Source organism: Rheinheimera sp. EpRS3, assembly GCF_001513785.1.
In the GTDB taxonomy this organism is placed as follows: domain Bacteria; phylum Pseudomonadota; class Gammaproteobacteria; order Enterobacterales; family Alteromonadaceae; genus Alishewanella.
Genome location: NZ_LNQS01000007.1, coordinates 109310 through 127385 on the forward strand (window position 1 = coordinate 109310; position 18076 = coordinate 127385).

At 47.1% G+C, this 18076-nt stretch carries 22 protein-coding genes and 1 riboswitch; of the genes, 20 read left to right on the top strand and 2 right to left on the bottom strand.

What is annotated here, in order from left to right:
• Window positions 1-69: 69 nt before the first annotated feature.
• Window positions 70-1257 (top strand): 2-methylaconitate cis-trans isomerase PrpF, encoded by a 1188-nt coding sequence (gene prpF, locus AR688_RS07750; RefSeq protein WP_068231608.1) that lies wholly within the window; start codon window positions 70-72, stop codon window positions 1255-1257.
• A 50-nt stretch (window positions 1258-1307) separates the two neighbouring features.
• On the opposite strand, the gene AR688_RS07755 is transcribed toward prpF, so the two are convergent.
• Entirely contained in the window at window positions 1308-2273 is a 966-nt protein-coding gene (locus AR688_RS07755; RefSeq protein ID WP_068231611.1) for an integron integrase, read from the bottom strand.
• A 262-nt stretch (window positions 2274-2535) separates the two neighbouring features.
• Here AR688_RS07755 and AR688_RS07760 point away from each other — a divergent pair, with 262 nt between their 5' ends.
• From AR688_RS07760 to AR688_RS07850, 19 genes are all read left to right on the top strand, one after another.
• On the top strand, window positions 2536-3345 hold the full coding sequence (locus AR688_RS07760) for a hypothetical protein (protein WP_197412164.1): 810 nt from the start codon (window positions 2536-2538) through the stop codon (window positions 3343-3345).
• A 95-nt stretch (window positions 3346-3440) separates the two neighbouring features.
• Entirely contained in the window at window positions 3441-3746 is a 306-nt protein-coding gene (locus tag AR688_RS07765) for a hypothetical protein (protein WP_068231615.1), read from the top strand.
• A gap of 99 nt (window positions 3747-3845) precedes the next feature.
• Window positions 3846-4403 carry a GNAT family N-acetyltransferase gene (locus AR688_RS07770; protein WP_068231618.1) on the top strand — a complete coding sequence of 186 codons (558 nt, stop codon included), beginning with the start codon at window positions 3846-3848 and terminating at the stop codon, window positions 4401-4403.
• Between the two features lie 83 nt (window positions 4404-4486).
• Window positions 4487-4795, top strand: coding sequence for a hypothetical protein (locus tag AR688_RS07775; protein ID WP_156420250.1), 309 nt, complete (start codon window positions 4487-4489; stop codon window positions 4793-4795).
• Between the two features lie 73 nt (window positions 4796-4868).
• A complete protein-coding gene (locus AR688_RS07780; protein WP_068231624.1) occupies window positions 4869-5279 on the top strand; it encodes a hypothetical protein in 411 nt (136 codons plus the stop codon).
• A gap of 93 nt (window positions 5280-5372) precedes the next feature.
• Window positions 5373-5717 carry a hypothetical protein gene (locus AR688_RS07785; protein ID WP_156420251.1) on the top strand — a complete coding sequence of 115 codons (345 nt, stop codon included), beginning with the start codon at window positions 5373-5375 and terminating at the stop codon, window positions 5715-5717.
• A 959-nt stretch (window positions 5718-6676) separates the two neighbouring features.
• Complete coding sequence (locus AR688_RS07790) at window positions 6677-7609, top strand: hypothetical protein (RefSeq protein WP_156420252.1); 933 nt, start codon at window positions 6677-6679, stop codon at window positions 7607-7609.
• A gap of 106 nt (window positions 7610-7715) precedes the next feature.
• Window positions 7716-8051, top strand: a complete 336-nt coding sequence (locus AR688_RS07795) for a hypothetical protein (RefSeq protein ID WP_156420253.1) — start codon at window positions 7716-7718, stop codon at window positions 8049-8051.
• 111 nt (window positions 8052-8162) lie between these two features.
• Complete coding sequence (locus tag AR688_RS07800) at window positions 8163-8480, top strand: hypothetical protein (protein ID WP_068231633.1); 318 nt, start codon at window positions 8163-8165, stop codon at window positions 8478-8480.
• A 122-nt stretch (window positions 8481-8602) separates the two neighbouring features.
• Window positions 8603-8884 carry a hypothetical protein gene (locus AR688_RS07805; RefSeq protein WP_068231636.1) on the top strand — a complete coding sequence of 94 codons (282 nt, stop codon included), beginning with the start codon at window positions 8603-8605 and terminating at the stop codon, window positions 8882-8884.
• 156 nt (window positions 8885-9040) lie between these two features.
• On the top strand, window positions 9041-9349 hold the full coding sequence (locus AR688_RS07810) for a transposase (protein ID WP_068231639.1): 309 nt from the start codon (window positions 9041-9043) through the stop codon (window positions 9347-9349).
• Window positions 9350-9360: 11 nt separating this feature from the next.
• The gene (locus tag AR688_RS20170) at window positions 9361-10203 is read left to right on the top strand and encodes an IS3 family transposase (RefSeq protein WP_231732020.1); all 843 of its coding nucleotides are present in this window, start codon (window positions 9361-9363) and stop codon (window positions 10201-10203) included.
• Window positions 10204-10251: 48 nt separating this feature from the next.
• Window positions 10252-10617 carry an SH3 domain-containing protein gene (locus AR688_RS07820; protein ID WP_068231645.1) on the top strand — a complete coding sequence of 122 codons (366 nt, stop codon included), beginning with the start codon at window positions 10252-10254 and terminating at the stop codon, window positions 10615-10617.
• A gap of 122 nt (window positions 10618-10739) precedes the next feature.
• Entirely contained in the window at window positions 10740-11807 is a 1068-nt protein-coding gene (locus tag AR688_RS07825) for a Kelch repeat-containing protein (protein WP_068231648.1), read from the top strand.
• A gap of 147 nt (window positions 11808-11954) precedes the next feature.
• Window positions 11955-12347, top strand: coding sequence for a hypothetical protein (locus AR688_RS07830; RefSeq protein WP_068231653.1), 393 nt, complete (start codon window positions 11955-11957; stop codon window positions 12345-12347).
• 63 nt (window positions 12348-12410) lie between these two features.
• Window positions 12411-12590: riboswitch (cobalamin riboswitch) on the top strand.
• 80 nt (window positions 12591-12670) lie between these two features.
• Entirely contained in the window at window positions 12671-13465 is a 795-nt protein-coding gene (locus tag AR688_RS07835) for an ABC transporter ATP-binding protein (RefSeq protein WP_068231656.1), read from the top strand.
• Window positions 13459-14451 (top strand): FecCD family ABC transporter permease, encoded by a 993-nt coding sequence (locus tag AR688_RS07840; protein ID WP_068231658.1) that lies wholly within the window; start codon window positions 13459-13461, stop codon window positions 14449-14451. The genes AR688_RS07835 and AR688_RS07840 overlap by 7 nt, the downstream gene beginning before the upstream one ends.
• Before the next feature lie 9 nt (window positions 14452-14460).
• Window positions 14461-15066: a cob(I)yrinic acid a,c-diamide adenosyltransferase gene (gene cobO, locus AR688_RS07845; protein WP_068231660.1), complete on the top strand. Its 606-nt coding sequence runs from the start codon at window positions 14461-14463 to the stop codon at window positions 15064-15066.
• A complete protein-coding gene (locus tag AR688_RS07850) occupies window positions 15063-15887 on the top strand; it encodes a cobalamin-binding protein (RefSeq protein ID WP_231732018.1) in 825 nt (274 codons plus the stop codon). Before cobO ends, AR688_RS07850 begins: the two co-directional genes overlap by 4 nt.
• 14 nt (window positions 15888-15901) lie before the next feature.
• Here the strand turns inward: AR688_RS07850 and AR688_RS07855 are convergent, their stop codons facing one another.
• Complete coding sequence (locus AR688_RS07855) at window positions 15902-17908, bottom strand: serine/threonine-protein kinase (protein ID WP_068231666.1); 2007 nt, start codon at window positions 17906-17908, stop codon at window positions 15902-15904.
• Between the last annotated feature and the right edge of the window lie 168 nt (window positions 17909-18076).

The window sequence follows — 18076 nt, forward strand, 5'->3', positions numbered from 1 at the left end:
GTGGTGAGTAGAAAGAGATTTTCGGCTCGTACTCCACGCGATAAACATAAACTTCATTGGGCAAAAACTATGACAGCTCCACAAATAAAAATCGCTGCTACTTATATGCGTGGCGGCACCAGCAAAGGCGTATTTTTTAAACTGGACGACTTACCAGCCGCCGCCCAAGTGCCCGGCACATCGCGTGACAACCTGCTGCTACGGGTTATTGGCAGCCCCGATCCGTATGGTAAACATACCGACGGTATGGGCGGCGCTACCTCCAGCACCAGCAAAACCGTAATTTTAAGCCAAAGCAGCAAGCCTGAGCATGACGTTGACTACCTGTTTGGCCAGGTAGCGATAGACAAGCCGTTTATTGACTGGAGCGGCAACTGCGGCAACTTAACGGCGGCGGTGGGGTCATTTGCTATCAGCAACGGCCTGGTGGCCAAAGGGTGTATCCCACAAAATGGCATCTGCACGGTGCGCATCTGGCAGGCGAATATCAACAAAACCATTATTGCTCATGTACCGATAACCAACGGCGAAGTGCAGGAAACCGGTGACTTTGAACTGGACGGTGTTACTTTCCCTGCGGCAGAAGTGCAAATTGAGTTTTTAGACCCGGCCGCCGATGCAGGCGAGGGCGGTGGTGCCATGTTCCCCACCGGCAACCGGGTAGATGAGTTAGAAGTGCCCGGTATCGGCACTTTTAAAGCTACGCTGATTAACGCCGGCATCCCGACTATTTTTGTGAACGCCGCCGATATCGGTTACAGCGGCACCGAGCTGCAAGATGCGATAAACGGCGATGCCGCCGCACTGACACGCTTTGAAACCATCCGCGCCTACGGTGCGGTAAAAATGGGCCTGATAAGCGATATTAGTGAAGCTGCCGCCCGGGCGCACACGCCGAAAATTGCTTTTGTGGCACCTCCTGCAAGCTATGTATCATCCAGCGGCAAGCAGGTAAATGCCAATGATATCGATCTTTTGGTACGGGCGCTGTCGATGGGCAAACTGCACCACGCCATGATGGGCACTGCCGCAGTGGCCATTGGCACTGCAGCAGCAATACCCGGCACCTTGGTAAACCTGGCTGCCGGTGGCGCAGCGCGTGAAGCCGTGCGCTTTGGCCATCCGTCCGGCACCTTGCGGGTAGGCGCAGCAGCAACACAGGTAAACGGGCAGTGGACAGTAACCAAAGCCATAATGAGCCGCAGTGCGCGGGTATTAATGGAAGGTTTTGTGCGGGTGCCCGGCGATTGCTTCTAGTTGATGCTGTGAGTATTTAGCAAGTTATCAGGGCGCTTCGGCGCCCTTTTTTACAGCAGTTGTGACAGCGGGCTTTTTACGCCAGCAGCACCGCGGTTTAGTACATGAGTGTAAATTTGTGTAGTACGCACATCGGTATGGCCTAATTGCTCTTGCACAGTGCGGATATCGGCGCCAGATTCCAATAAATGTGTAGCAAAGGAATGGCGTAGTATATGGCAGGTAACATTTTTGCAGATCCTTGCCTTTTTTGCTGCCAATTTAATTTCGCACCTGACGCAACTCTCGTCCAGATGGTGGCGGCGCAGTAGCTTAGTGTCGGGGTCGACGCTTAACTGCATTGACGGAAACAAATACTGCCAGCCGAGCTCTTTGGACGCATTTGGGTACTTACGTCCCAGCGCATAAGGCAACCAGACACCCGCATAATTAGGGTTTGCCAAATCGGCCTGAAAATACTGCAGCACATGCTGGCTTTGCTGTTTTAGCGAAACAACTAATTCCGGCGCCAGAGTAGTACGTCGGTTTTTATTGCCTTTACCCTGCCATACCATTACAGACAGGTAGTCGTAATCAATATCATGCACGCGCAACCTAACAGCCTCCATTAACCGTAAACCACTACCGTACATTAACTGCGCCAGCAGTTTATAACGTGGCTCAATAACCCTTAGCAGTGCCGCAATTTCGCTACGGGTTAGCACTACCGGCAGCTTGGGTGCAAGCTGTGAGCGATTAAAGTTAAGGTTTAAAGACAAAGGTTTTTGCAATACGGCTTTATACAGAAAGCTCAGGGCATTAAGTGCCGATGCTTGAGTGCGTGGTGCAACATTACGCTGATTAGTCAAATACGTTAAAAAACGCTCGACATCCTGTTCGGTTAACTGTGCCGGATGCTGTTTTTTGTTGAACAAGATATACATTTTTATCCAGTACACATAGCCTTCAACCGTTCTTTTGGCATAACGGCGGGCATACATAAACTCAGCGATATACTGTAAAAACGGCGAGGCCATAACCAACACCTTTAAATAATTCACATGGATAAATAAACAGTAGTTGGTTAATTCGTTGTTAGCAAATTAATCGCGAGGTTTTGCCACGCTTTCCACAGCGAATGCCAATATTAAAGTTAAAAATCTGTTGATTTAATTGGTTTTATTGGATAGCTTGTTGTTCATTATTAAAGATAGAAGGGAGCAAACGCTGCGTGAAAGCGTGTGCGCTCCAAACTATAAAGCTGTTAGCCGGTTCTATAAACATAGATTCGTTGGTTGTATGGAAACTGAAAATAAATTTAAAAGCTTTATTGCAAGCAAACCTGGCACGAATTTTTGGCTACTTTTTAAAGTTGCTTCATATGACAGGTTAGTGCAAATGCAGAAGGGACTTATCTACATGAATAGTCTCGAGTACTTTTCAAGTTTAAAAGATGAGGGAACTCTGGCTTTGCGAGCTGATGAGCTTGAGAAAGTTTATGGGATACTTCGAGCAGGCAAAACCCCAACGGGCCACACCACGTTATCTTTGAAAGTTGATGATGAAGAAATAGATATGGGTCCCGAAGCGGTTCTTACAGCTCATTTTCCAAGAGCTAAGAATACAATGTTATTTTGTATGGGAGCTTTTTCTGACGGTGAAGATGGCTTAATACCTGGCGAAGTGGACAATAAGATATATTTTGATGAACGATTTCTTGAGTTTGGCTCACATATTCTTCTCATAAACAAGCCTAGGGATTTTTCAGAAAGAATAAACAAAGCACTTAAAAAAGTCTCTGGTGCCTTTAGCTCTAAGCTTTTGCATGATGGCTATGGGTTGGTTGGTTATAAGTCACTAGAAAATTACTCTGGCCCAATTGGCTTATATCTAAAAGACACAAAATACTCCTGGCAAATGGAGTTTAGAATTTCTTTTGGTGTTGAAGATCATTGTCTAAATTCCAAAGGTGCATTTGAATTAGAAATTGGTGATATTTCTGACATAAGTAGCATCATTCCGGTTCAAGCGCTTATCGATGAGCCGCTTTGTGTTAAAAGGCGAACATTTATAAAAAGCGGTGATGGTTATGAACAAGTTAATGGCTAACAAGGCGCATCACTCGCTCCCGTTGGTCGCTGGGACGCCAACCCGCTGCGCGGCTCGTCGCCCGTGTGCTTTGCGTTAGGGCTAAGGAGTCAAACATGAGTGTAGAAAGTCAAATTCTGCTTGATGCCGGGCTAAGTGATGGTACCGCGAAATACCACATTTCAGACAACGGGCGAGATTTTGTTCTTGAAGTAGCGCAGAATGAAAAGCTTATCGAAGCTCTGGACGCTATAAATTTAAAGGGATTAGCGACAACAATTCCATTGCATCAACGAGCTGTTGATAGCACAGGGACACCAGAGCTAAAAATCCAAGATTTTAAAATATACCCAGCGCCAAGAAACAAAACTGTACGCAATGGTATCCACAGCTATGTTTTTATTTATGCGCCAAAGCAGTAAGGCCCTAACAAGCGCCATCAAAAACGCGCCCTATGGGCGCTCGACTCGCAACAAGTTGCTCGCGTTTGTGGCGGGCGTTATGTTGAAAAAGGAATTTAGATGGCATTTCCATTATTAGAAACTGAACGGCTGTTGCTTACCGAACTTCATGTTGATGATGCCGCTGGTTTGTTCAATTTGTTTTCCAACCCAGCGGTAGTCGAGTACTACGATTTAGATGTGTTTCGAGAACACAGCCAAGCGACTCATTTAATTAATCTTTTTAAGTCAAGATATGAGGAACAGCAAGGCATTCGATGGGCGATCCGGTTAAAGTCATCTAAACAACTAATAGGCACCTGCGGTTTTAACTCGTGGAGCAGCAAAATGCGTCATGCCGTTATTGGTTATGATCTGCTTCCCGAATTTTGGCGGCAAGGTTATTCCTCAGAAGCCGTGCGAGCCATTATTGGTGTTGGTTTTTCCGGAGCCTTAGCTTGCGGTGAGTTACATCGAATTCAAGCTGATACAGTGCCAGGCAATTACGCCTCTGAATCATTGCTTCGTCGGCTTGGGTTTAAAGAAGAAGGGCTTCGGCGTGAGTGTGGATACTGGAAGAATAAGTTTCATGATCTCAAGTGTTTCGGCTTGCTCCAACCTGAGTTCAGTACAACATAACAAGCCGCGTCAATCGCAGCCTTCGGCCCCTGCGACGCTCACAAGTTCGCGCGCTTGCGCGGGTCGTTAGGCAGGTCAGTGCTATGGCATGGTTAGGAAGAAATGCAGTTTTTCTGATTAGCGGTTTCATCTTACTACCAGCTGCCACATATGCTCTATTTATGTGGTTAGCTTTTGGTTATGGTTTTGCTCGTGAACAATCCATAAATGCGGTTTTAGTGGCACTATTAATTTTGTCTTATTTTGCCGTATATATTTTATCTATTCGGTTTGCACTTAAACGGCTGAAGTTGTGCGGTAGTTACGGGTACTGGGATGTGTTGCCTGTTTTCTATTTTACAGCCCTATTTCTGTTTTTTTTCAGCGGTGGCTTGGGTTTTGATATCGCCTAACAATCGCCATCAAAAACGCGCCCTTTGGGCGCTCGACTCGCAACAAGTTGCTCGCGTTTGTGGCGGGCGTTAAATGTCAGAGAATATGCATTCCACATTGAGTAAGTGGCTCGAAGAGCTCGAGGAAACAAAGATTTCTACCTCAGATCAGATCAATGATGGAGCTCGAGCAAATATGGTTTCATTCGGTGTTAACGGCGGTTTGCTTCAAGAGTGGGGCAAAGAGTCACTAACAGGATTTTTGCATAGCTGCGCTAACCTTTACCAGCGAAAGAGCAACGATCTAAAAATGGTGTTCTATTCATGGTTCGATGAGCAAGCAGGGCAAGTCCGAATATCGGCAGTCAGTCAGGTTCATAGCAAATTGCCTTTTTCCTGCAAGCTAAACTCAACTAATTTGAGCGAGGTGGTCAATGGCATTTACTCCAACGACTCAGGCTTATATACAAAAGGGGTATTAGATGTTTGGTGCCAAAACATTTAACAAGCGCAGTCACAAACGGCCACTGCGTGGCCTGGACCTCACCCGCTGCGCGGGTTTCGGCCTGTGCTGCGAGCGTTAGGCACTAGTATGCACATGAAAGATATCACAATTGGCTATGCATGCTTGGAGTGTAAAAAGGTCTTCAAGAAGCACAAGTATATTCAAGATAAGCATGGCAATTGGGAGCCCGTTGAATACAAAGTTGTATGCCCACAATGCACCACTACAATGTACGAAACGGGCTCAGCATTCAAAGCGCCTAAGACCTCGGATTCAAAAGAGTGGGCCAAGCTCAAACCATTATTTGAGAGCGGCTATAAATTTAATCCAGATTTCGGTAACCCGTTTGAGGCGCAGCAAATAGAGAAAGTAGTTGTTCATAATGCCCCTAAGTCAGAATTTAGAAAGCCTGCAAGAAAGAGGTCAAAAAGTGCCTAACAAGCGGCTCAAACCGACCTCCACTGCGTTGCTCGTTCTGCGCTTATACGCTACGCTAGCGCAAAACAACCAACTCCGTTCCGGCGGCTTAGCCGAGCGTTATAAGCCATAGGATAGATCGGTGATGAAATCGTTAGTCGGGAAACTTGATGTACTCAGCGTTTTTATTGCATGGTTGCTTCTTATCGCTTTTTTTCTAGCACTGGGTTACGTTAAGTTTTTCTCTCCGCCGGAGTCTAGTGCGAGTCATTTGATATACATCTTCGGTGCGTTTTTTTGCGCCGTAGTTGTACATATTGTTTTGGCATTTTTTAATCGTTGCCCTCACTGCAATAAGTGTTTAACTGTTCAAGGGTTTAAATCGCCGCATCCAGCATCAAGTGGAGATTGGTCTAAAGTTGTTTGGCATTGGTTTTCAGGCTCAATCGTTTGTATTCATTGCGGTAACAGGGTCAACACAAATGGCTTATAACAAGTTGCTTAATTTCGTTCCGGCCACAAACAGCGTGGCCTCCACTGGACTGCCTACGCTACGCTGCGGCAGCCCATTAGCAAAGCGTTATGTGTAATTGATGAATTATCTCTTAACTATGAGTATTGGAAATAACAAAAATATACCTATGAAAGACTGCCCTTCTTGCAGTGGTAAAGGGGAAGTCGAATGTCCAGCATGCAAAGGTAAAGGTAGGCCTTTTGATTGTAGTCACTGTGGAGACATCGAAAAACCCGAATCGTGGGGTTTCGTGCCCTGTAACCGTTGTAATGGCACTGGTAAGGTTAATAGAGGTTAGTCCGTGCTTAAAACACATAACAAGGCAATGAAAAATCGCCCACAAAAAATGTGGGCTGGACTCGCTAACGCTCGCCTTTTATTGCGGCGTTATGAAGCAGGGAGGTTCTGGTGATATTTGAGTTCAAATTGCTAATTAAATGGAGTTGCCGAGACTGCCCAGACGAAGATGAAATTGAGGATAGCTGATTTAAAAGCAATCGAAGATATTTCTAATATCTACTCAAATAACTCTTTCAATTGGGACGGAATTGATTTTGAGATATCAATTAATTGGGATGAATTTAAATCAATTCTAATTGAAAGTTATGATATTAATGGTCGTTTCTATACAGCTATAGATGGTTCTCTCTACAAGCTGGTTTCACCTGTAGATTTAATTAGCTTACCTATTTCGGTCAATACAAGTTCTGACTTGGATATAACTAAGGTAAGAAGGTATCTTCACAGGTACTTAATGGATCTGTTTCTTATATGTAACCTATCTGCTCCAGGGATTATCGATTTTTATAATGCCAAGCTAGATGGGGATGATAAAAATAATCCAATTAAAGCATCTAGTTTTTCTTTTGGATATGCCCTAGAAAATCTATCCCAAAAAAGAGTGCCTTATGTTTTTTATTCGGATGTTAAGCATGTTAAAGCGTGGTTTGAAACCTTGAATATTGGCATGAAAATGACAGCAAATAGCTCCGTCGAAAAGGCTATGTTTTCACTGCTTCATATTGTAAAAATGGATGGTTATGATATCGGAACTATCCCATGGATTTTTCATGCACTAGAGGCAATTTACGGAACAAATGCTGGGCGAGGATTCAACGATTTAAGTAAGAAGATTAACTTCTTATTGTCAGTTGAAGAAAGGCAGCAGAAAGCATTGAAAACACAACTTAGAGAACTCAACGATATGAGGAGCAAGTTCGTTCATGGCGGTTTTAACGTTTCTCATCCTATGGATTATGATTTGAATGAACAAGTAAATGAATTAGTAAATTTTGGTGTTAGTCTCGTCATTAGCAGTATTCAGAATTTAATGCTAAATGATTGGGATGAAATTGGTGTCGAAGAAAATATTTATGGGCACAAAGCAACTGCTTCATAACAAGTTGCTTAATTTCGTTCCGGCCACAAAAAGACGTGGCCTCCACGGGACTGCCTACGCTGCGCTGCGGCAGCCCATTAGCAATGGCGTTATGTGTAAGGAAGATATGGAAGTACTAAAAACTCACGAAATTGATTGTAGTGAAAAAGATGAAAATGGTTACTATGATTGGCATTACGAATACGACCTGTATGAATTTTCATTTGGGGCTATAAAACTCCACGCTAGGTCATATTCTGATACTCCTAAAGAAGTTAGCTTCTTTGCCTATGAAAAAAATGGTGAGCGCTCTAAATATGACAATAATCTAATAGAGCAGCGAGAGTTTTTGAAAGCACTGAAATACTTAAAAGACCTTGGAATCTACGATAAATATTGTTTTTTTAATGGTGCTTATCCAATAGTTCCACTATCTATTTGGGCTAAAATTGAAAACACATAACAAAACTGTCAAATACATTCCAGCCGCAAAAAGCGCGGCTTCCATCGGACTGGCTACGCGCTGCTCCGCCAGCCGTTTACAGTGGCGTTATATGCCTAGAGAAATGTCTTGATGAGTTTTACTATTTTAGCCGAAGTCGAAGTACTAAAAGTTGAAGATAAGGGCTGTTTAGCGAGATTTGCTAGTGGTGCTAGGCCAACCATATCCTACAAAGGTTTGGAGGTTTCAGGCTCTTCTTTCGCGTCATGTACGATTAACCTCGGTGGTGTTGAAGAAGCATTTCCGGGAGACAAATTAGAAATTGAAATCGGTTTTCTGAACCCTGAATTACACGAATCACTAATGTACGTTGGGTTAGAGTTTGGGTTATATGCTGGTCCTTGGATGATAGCCAAAGGTACAGTTTCTTTATTAAGTAACGGCATATAACAAATTGCTTAATTTCGTTCCGGCCACAAACAGCGAGGCCTCCACTGGACTGCCTACGCTACGCTGCGGCAGCCAATTAGCAAAGCGTTATATGGGATTAAATATCGGAGTCGGTTTGTAAAATGCTTACCTTTAAAGATGAAACTCTGACCGCTGAGGATGCCTTTTGGGTTATGTGGTATTTCCTGAAAGAGCATTACGATTTATCTGGGGGCGCATTTGATCTAAGTGACATTCTTTCTGCATCTGAGCCTATTGGATTCTTAGAGAATGGACACATAAACTTTGCGGCCCCTGAAACAGGCAAAATGGTGCCGGCAGATAGCGGAATGATAGAACTCTGGAACAATGCTATCGCAAAATACCGAATTGATGGTTTGCCAGAACCTAAGTCGTTTAAATAATGTGGCCATATAACAATCGCCATCAAAAACGCGCCCGTTGGGCGCTCGACTCGCAACAAGTTGCTCGCGTTTGTGGCGGGCGTTAGGTGTCCGAGTTACCCATGATCAGTAGACACCTTCTATAGTTAGGTATCGTACCTGACACTGAGGTGCAAGATGACCAGACATAAAACCCAGGCGTACTCAGAAGAGTTTCGCCGTGAAGCCGTAAGACTGTCTGATTTACCCGATAAAACAGCCACGTCTGTTGCCCAGGAGCTGGGCATACATCCTAATCAGATTTACAACTGGCGGGCGCAGTTTAACCGCTTGTCTGATAAGCAGTTTAACAGCCTGAATGGGGTAGATTATTCAAAAGATGAAAGCGAAAAAATCCGGCAGCTGAAGCGCGAGCTGGACACGCTGAAAAAGGAAAATGAATTCTTAAAGAAGGCAGCTGCGTACTTTGCCAAGCTGCAGGAGTAAAGTACGCCCTGATCAGCGAATACGTGGGGCAGTATACGGTCAGGTTGATGTGTCGGGTGCTGGAAGTATCCGCCTCCGGCTTTTACCGCTGGCGGGGCCGTAAACCGAGCCGGAGCAGCGTAAAACACGAGCAGTTAGAGCAGCATGTGCTCGATAACTACGCCCGTTACAAAGCGCGCTACGGCGCGCCCAGGCTGGTAAAAGAGCTAAACGCGCTGGGGGTAAGTTGTTGTCTGAACACCGTGGCCAGCATCCTCAAAGCCAGAGGAATACGGGCACGTAATGGCAAGGCGTTTCGCTACAGCCCACGTACTGAAGCGATGACAAATGTGGCCGACAACTTACTGAAAAGGCGCTTTGACGCAGAAAAGCCCAATGAGCGCTGGACCACAGATATCACCTATATCTGGCTGAAAGATAAATGGTTATACCTGGCGACGATGATGGATTTATACTCCAGAGCCATAGTGGGTTGGTCGTTGGACACCAGCATGACTGAGCGCCTGATTACGCAGGCACTGAGAATGGCACTGGCACGAAGACAGCCAGAGCCTGGTCTGATAGTGCACTCAGACCGGGGAGTACAGTACCGCTCAACCGCGTATCAGGACGAGTTGATGAATGCCGGCTGCGTGCCGAGCATGAGCCGTAAGGGCAATTGCTGGGATAATGCGGCGATGGAAGCCTTCTTCAGCCGGCTGAAAGTTGAGCTGATTTATGCCGAAAACTACGACTCGATTGAGCGGGCGAAGTCAGGTATCTTCGAGTACATAGAGATATTTTATAATCGTGTCCGTAGGCACTCAGCGATTGGCTATGTCAGCCCGGCTGAGTATGAGCGCAAATGCGCATAACCGAGTGTCTACTTTTTATGGGTAAGAACACCAAAATATAAGAGTCCTATGAGCCCTAAGAGATATATCGTTGTCAGCTCACATAAGAGTGAGTTTCCTAAGCCAATAACCTTTAAAAAAGGTGATCCTCTGCTTGTTGGTGAAGAATACAAAGGTGCCGAAGGCTGGGATAACTGGTACCTGTGCACTACGCCCGGGCAAGAGCCTGGTTGGGTTCCTGATCAGATTATCGAGCGATTTGAGAACTCACAGGGTAGAGCATTTGATGATTACACGGCAAAAGAGCTAAATGTGCAGGAAGGAGAGCTACTGACGGGTTCCGGGGTTTTAAATGGCTGGCTATGGTGTGAAAAAACGGTCGGTACAGAATCAGGGTGGGTACCATTAGAGAATGTTAAAGAGGTAGCGCAATAGCAACCGTGGCTATGCGTACGCAGGCGTTAAAAACGCAAAAAAAGTAATGAAGTAAGTAAATAATACTGGCGGGCGGTGCTGGTAATCTCAACTATGATATAGGTTTCAGGAACGGAGGAACTATGTTTAATAGCCATTTAGTTGTTAATACTGCACGCACACCTTTTCGTTATCTATGGCTGGCTGTTTGGGCGTTGTTGTCCTTTGCTGTATCTGCAGATACCAGCCAGAAACCGCTTAACAGCCCGGCGCCTGTAACGGCGCAGGCGCAATGGCAAACACAAAATACCCAAGGGACACCTGCTGAGCGGCATGAGAATGGTTTTGTTGCTGTGGCAGGCCGCCTATATTTGCTGGGCGGGCGTGGCGAGCGGCCTTTAGATATTTTCGACCCGGCTACCGGACAATGGCAGCAAGGAGCAAAACCACCGTTTGAGCTGCACCATATGCAAGCTGTTGCCTATGATGACAAATTGTATGTATTAGGCGCCTTAACCGGTGATTTCCCGGAAGAAAAATCTATTGCCAATATACTGATTTATAACCCGGCTACTGATACCTGGCAAACCGGGCCTGAGATCCCGGCGCAGCGGCAGCGCGGGGGCAGTGGTGTGGTGGTGCACAACGGGCTTATTTATCTTATTGGCGGTAATAACCGCGGCCATATGAGTGGTTTTGTCGCCTGGCTGGATGTGTTTAATCCGGCAACCGGACAATGGACAGCGCTGGCTGATGCGCCGAATGCCCGCGATCACTTTCATGCCGTTGTTATTGATGATCAAATCTACGCTGCGGCCGGGCGTATGTCGTCACATGATACCGGCGAGACGATGTCACTGACAGTTTCAGCGGTAGATGTTTATGATATTAAAACCCAGCGTTGGCATACGCTGGATACGCCGCTGCCCACGCCAAGGGCCGGTACCGCTGCAGTGGTAATTAACGGGCAACTGGTTGTTATCGGCGGTGAAAGCCTGCGCCAGGTAAGCGCGCATAATGAAGTTGAAGCTTATAACCCGGCGACGAAGCAATGGCAAAAGTGGCCAGCGTTACCTACAGGGCGACACGGTACTCAGGCTACGCTACTAAATGGTGTTGTGTATATTGCCGCAGGCAGTGCCAACCGTGGTGGCGGGCCGGAATTAAATGATTTGCTGCTATTGCCTCTGGCTGCGGATACAACGCCTTAGTAAGGCGAAAGCTGTTTATGTTGTATGGCGTGTAACAATATCAGGCCCAGTATTGCAGGTAGCTGCTTTTTAGCTTGTTAACATTGCAAAAACGCGGCTTTCTGTTTAGATTGAATAGCGATGAAAGTGGAATAACAGGAAGTCATAATGAAAAAATGGGTGAGCGCCGCTATTGCTGCGGTGGCAATGTCAACAACAGCCGCTGCTAATGCACAAGATTATAAACTGATAACCGTAGCCGGTTACTTAAACTTTTATCTGCTGAACCTGAATGCTTGTCAGGATTTTCATCCACCGGTGCGCCAGAGTGCTTATGATGCCGAAAAGACGTTGTATCCTTATCTGGATAAACTGTACGGCAAAATGGGCGGTGCTGAAGGTGCTAACCAGAAAATGATCGCAGATATTGTGATGAAACGCCGTGCCATGCTAAATGGCCAGATTACAGAAGGTGATTTTACCGTGGAGCATTGTCAGGCTATTGTAAAAATACTGACAGAAGATGGTTTGGATAAAACCTTGCTCAGTGCATTGGAATAATACATCTGCTACCGCCAGCCTGATGCTGGCGGTTTCATTTTTGATTGCCACTATTTAAATCTGCTACACTGCGCCTGCTTTGGTGTGGGATAACTCCCGCTGAAAAGGGAAGCGGGTGTAAAGCCCGCACTGTACCCGCAACTGTAATAAGCGCTGCAATCAGATGCCACTGGTTATACTCCGGGAAGGCGATTGTGGGTTACCGCTTTAAGTCAGGAGACCTGCCTTAGCTTAATGTCTTTTTTGCCTGCGTGCGGGAATTCACAGCAGTGGCAACTTACTGTTTTCAGCAAGTTGGCTGCTGCTATTGCCAGGAGTCAGTGTTGCTTGAACTTTCAGCGGTGTGTTTGCGCTTTGGTGCGAAACAGGTCCTGCATAACATCAGTTTCTCACTGCAAAAAGGTGAGTTTGTCGGCATTATCGGCCCCAACGGCGCTGGTAAAAGCTCATTGCTGCGGCTGATTCAGGGCGCGCTTAGCGCACACAGTGGGCAGATACTGCTAAAGCAACGTAAGATTGGCCGTTTTGCTACGGCAGAACTTGCCAGAACACTTGCCGTAGTAAGCCAGACGTCTGCGCCCTTATTTGCCCTGACAGTAGAGCAAGTGGCTACCATGGGGCTTTTACCGCATAAAAACTGGTTTGAGCTAAATAGCAGTTACGACACGGCCCAGGTTGCACTGGCGCTGAAAAAAACAGGCCTTAGCAACAAAAGTTCAGATGCTGTTGATACCTTATCCGGTGGTGAAATGCAGCGGCTTTATATCGCCAGGGCATTGGTGCAACAACCTTCATTATTACTGCTGGACGAGCCGACCAACCATCTGGATGTGCAGTACCAACACCAGATCCTGCAACTGGTTAAAGCGCTGGATATTCCGCTGCTGGCATGTCTGCACGATTTAAACCTGGCTGCGATGTATTGTGACAAGCTGCTGTTATTAAATAATGGTGAACAGGTAGCCTTTGGTACACCTGCTGAGGTACTGCAACCCCAGTTAATGCAGCAGGTATTTGGTTTGCCCTGCCAGATAGCGTTACATCCGCTGATAAATAAACTGCAGGTAACTTTTATTCCAGCCTCAACAGGGTTGGCCGCGGCGGAGGCTGCATGTTAAAGCGGCATTATTCGCTGGCAATTTCTGTTGCTTTACTGATGCTGCTGTTTAGCCTGCTACTGAGTTTAACTATCGGCAGTGCCAGCTTAACACTGGCAGATATTGTCCGGGTGTTGTTTGGCTGGGAGGGTGTTTCTCCGCTGGCCGAAACCATTGTCTGGCAAATCCGCTTGCCGCGTTTAGTGTGCGCTGTACTGGTAGGTGCCGGGCTGGCGGTGTCTGGTGCAGTATTGCAAAATGCCAGCCGTAACCCGCTGGCTGATCCGTATTTATTTGGTTTAATGGCCGGCGCCGGTTTGGGTGCGACCCTTGTTAGCGTGGTGCTGCCGCCCCAGCTTATCAGCCTGGCGCTGGGCGCCTTTGCCGGTGCCTTATTTGCTGTTGCTCTGGTATTTGCCGTGTGTGCCGGGCAGCGCTGGCGTAAGGTTGAAATTACCTTGCTGGCTGGGGTAGCGGTATCCTTTATGTTAAGTGCGATCAGTAGTTTTATTTTGTACTTTGCCGAGCCTTTTGCTGCTAACCGGGTAATATTCTGGTTAATGGGCAGTTTAAGCCGCACCGACTGGCACAGTGTAATGTTACTGGCGCCGGTTGTCGTACTGGTGCTACTGCTGGCACTGGCGCTGCGCCGCCAGCTGGATGCTCTGCTGCTAAGTGATGAAAGCGCCCGTACGCTGGGGGTTAATACGCTGCGCCTGCGCTTGGTATTATTGCTGGCGACGGCCTTGCTGACAGCCTGTATTGTGTCGCAGTGTGGCGGTATCGCTTTTGTTGGCCTGATGATCCCGCATATAGTGCGGCATTTCTTTGGGGTTACATCAGCGCGCTTGCTATTGGGCTGTGCTGTTGTGGGGGCACTGTTTATGATCTGGGTAGACAATCTGGCCCGTACTTTGCTGCCGCAACAGGAAATTCCGCTGGGGGTTATTACCTCGTTAGTGGGCAGTGTATTTTTCTTACTTATTATGCGCCGGCAACGGCTATAGCGATGTGTAATGGCAACAGATGAATTAAAACAACAGCGCCACCGTGAACGCCAGCAGCGGCTGAAAACGCAGGTTGATAGCGCAGTGGCTGCTGCTACCGATGAAAAAGGCTTACTGCTGGTGATCACCGGTAATGGCAAAGGTAAATCTACCTCTGGCTTTGGTACTGTCGCCCGTGCTGTTGGTCATGGTTTTACTGCGGCAGTCGTGCAGTTTATTAAAGGCAGTTGGGACTGTGGCGAGCGTAACTTATTGCAGCAACATGGCGTACAGTTTGCGGTAATGGCCACCGGCTTTACCTGGGATACACAAGATAAAGCAGCAGATATTGCCGCTGCAGAGCAAGTGTGGCAACAGGCCGAACAGTTTTTGGCAGACCCGGCCATAGATGTGGTGCTGCTGGACGAGCTGACCTATATGTTAAGTTATCATTATCTGCCGCTGGAACGTATCGAACAGGCATTACTGCAACGCCCGGCAACACAGCATGTGGTGATTACCGGCCGGGCTTGTCACCGGCGTTTAATCGAGCTGGCCGATACGGTAAGTGAAGTGCAAAACATCAAACATGCGTTTGATCACGGTATTAAAGCCCAGCGGGGGATTGACTGGTGAAAACACGTTACTGGCCCTTATTACTGCCGCTGTTAATGCTGCTGGCGTTGCCGGCGCTGGCTAAACCCCAGCGCATTATTGCACTGGCACCGCACATTACCGAGCTGTTGTTTGCAGTGGGGGCGGGTGAACAGGTTGTGGCCGTAAGTGACTACAGCGATTACCCTTTAGCAGCGCAAGCGTTACCGCGTATTGCCAGTTATGCCAGCATCAATTTGGAAGCCGTACTGGCGCTGCAACCTGATTTAGTTATTGCCTGGCGTAGCGGAAATCCGGCCGCAGATATTACCCGCTTGCAGCAGCTAGGTATTAAAGTGGCGTTTTCTGATCCATTAACACTGGATGATATTGGCGCAGAGCTGCGGCTAATCGGCCAGCTTAGCGGTTATCCAGAGCAGGGCGAACAACAAGCGCTGCAGTTTGAACAACAATTGGCACAGCTACGCCAGCAATATCAGCATAAAACACCGGTAACGGCCTTTTTTGCTATGGGTACAGCGCCATTGACAACGATTGCCAACCGGGCCTGGCCGCAGCAGATATTGCAGTTATGCGCGGTTAATAATCCTTTTGCCAGCGCCAAGGGCGATTATCCGCAGGTAGGTATTGAACAGGTTATTCAGGCGCAGCCCGATGTGATTATTCAACCGGTGGCAGAAAAAGTGCTGGCAGATTTTTCCTACTGGCGGCCGTTTAGTGCTTTGCCTGCAGTGAAAAAAAACCAGTACTTAAGTGTGAATGCCGATTTTATCTACCGCACCACGCCCCGCACTTTGCTTGGTATTACACAGTTGTGTCAGGGCGTCGATGCTTATCGCTAGGGCGTCAACACACCCTAGCTGTTAAGGCTGCTCATCAATTCATTTGCGCGGCGCATTAGCCGCTCAGCATTGCGCACCTGATTGGTTTTTAACAGCTCACCTGACAACGCCAGATATTTATCCGCCAGTTTACGGCGAAGCGCTTTATGCAATGAAAAGTCTGTCGGTACTTCAGCATCATATTGTTGCAGTTTGGTATAAACGGCATCTATTTGCTCAGCAGCTTCGCTGACTGCCAGTTCATTTTCCAGTAATGAGAAGCTGTGCTGATAAAATAGTTCTGCCGCCTGGTAAGGAAAGGTCGCCGGCTCGCCACTGCTTTGTGCCAGCCGGTATGCAGCCATTGCATCTACTGCTACAGCCAGTTGTTGGCCTTGCTCTACCAACTGTGCGGTATCGCTGTGGCGTGAAAATAATAACTCACCGACACTAATAAGACGCTGCAGTGCCACTGCATCATTAGTGGCGACAGCTTGCTCAAATGCCGACACATATACCGCCGCTTCTGCGTTGTCAGGCTCGGCCTGATAACGGCTGTCAATGCGTTTTAGTTCGGCAATAATTTTGTATGGGTCCTGGGCATCGCTTTGTTGCTGATATTGCTGGTTTAGCAATAACTGGCTTAACTGCGAGCGTAAAACATCAATAGCAGTTTGCTTACTGCGCTGCATATTGCTGCTCAGGCCAGCCAGATAATGAGAATCAGGATACAGCTCGCTGGCCTGCGCCAGGATACGTTCTATCTCCGGGTAATTAGGATAATTAAAGCTGCGATCAGTGATAATGTTGTCAATTTGCTGCTCAAAATGCTGCAAGATCTCATTCTGCTGTAATCTTAGAATACCTTCAGTTTCTAACGTCCTGCCTCCATTGGTGGCCAGTGCAGCCAGCAGTTCTGCCGCTGATGCCTGGTTAAGCTGCTGGTACTGCTGCTGCTTTTGCTGTAAAGCACTGCTTTGGTTACTCAGTTCAGCTATGGTTGATTGTTGTTGCTGATGATATTGCCAGCCGCCCCAGCCAACCAACAGCACTGCTGCGGCGGCAACAGCAGGCTGCCATACAGGCTGCTTAAACTGTTTAATAATACCGCTAATACTGACGGTGCGCTTTGCACTGTCAAACTGCAGTGCGCGCTTTAATGTTTGCCATTGCAGCAGGTTTAAATGCGCTGGTTTTGTTGCTTGTTTATTTTGCTGCTGGGCTTTATCTGCTGGTAAACGCTCAAAAGGGTGTTTACTGGTCAGTAACTCATAACTTAAACAAGCGAATGAGAATATGTCGTCGGCAACGCAAGGCGTATTACCCGCCAACAGCTGAGGGCTGGCGTAAGCCGGGGTGTAGCCACTTAGCGGTGCTGTCTGGCTTTGTTGCTCTGCGGCGTAAATATCGTGGTTTAGCTGGAGCTTTTGCGCCACGCCAAAATCCAGTACTTTTACTTCGCCTGAGCGGTTAACCATAATATTGGCTGGTTTTAAATCGGCGTGAACTATGCCGGTTTTGTGCGCGAAATCCAGAGCATCAGCAATCTGGCACAACAGGTTCATGGCAGATTTAAGCGGTAAACCCTTTGGTTTATAGCGTTTAATTACCTGATCCAGGCTTTCGCCATCCAGGCACTCCATGACAATAAAGTAGTGCTGCTGATCTGAGTCAACGTCAAATACCCGCACTATGTTCGGATGAGACAGTTGTTGGGTTTTATGTGCTTCCTGCAGCAACAGCTGCAGTGCGTCTGGCTGATCAACAAACTGCTGCTGCAACACCTTTATAGCAACGGTACTGTTGCTTACCCCGGCTTGTTGCAAAAACAGATCAGTAGCCCGGTAAATATCACTCATACCGCCCGAGCCAATTTTATTCTCCAGCAGGTAGCGCTCTTTTATCAACATACCACTTTGCAGTGCCGCTACCGGCGCAGAATCTGACGGTGCGGTTTTTTTAACGGCATAGCGCGTTTTGTCTGCATCTGCTGCCTGTTCGGTGGCAAAGTTGTCGACACCTGTCGGGTTCTGATCCGTCATCGTTTACTCCTTGTTCAGCTGGCTACTGCGAAAAAACATCGCACTAATTTGTTACTGGCATTGGCACTGAATAGCGCAATTATTTCACAAAAAAGTGGTCAGGTCACCAGCATATTTTGACTAATTGTTAATTTGGTTTCTGTTGACGCAACATTAAATTTAACTTAA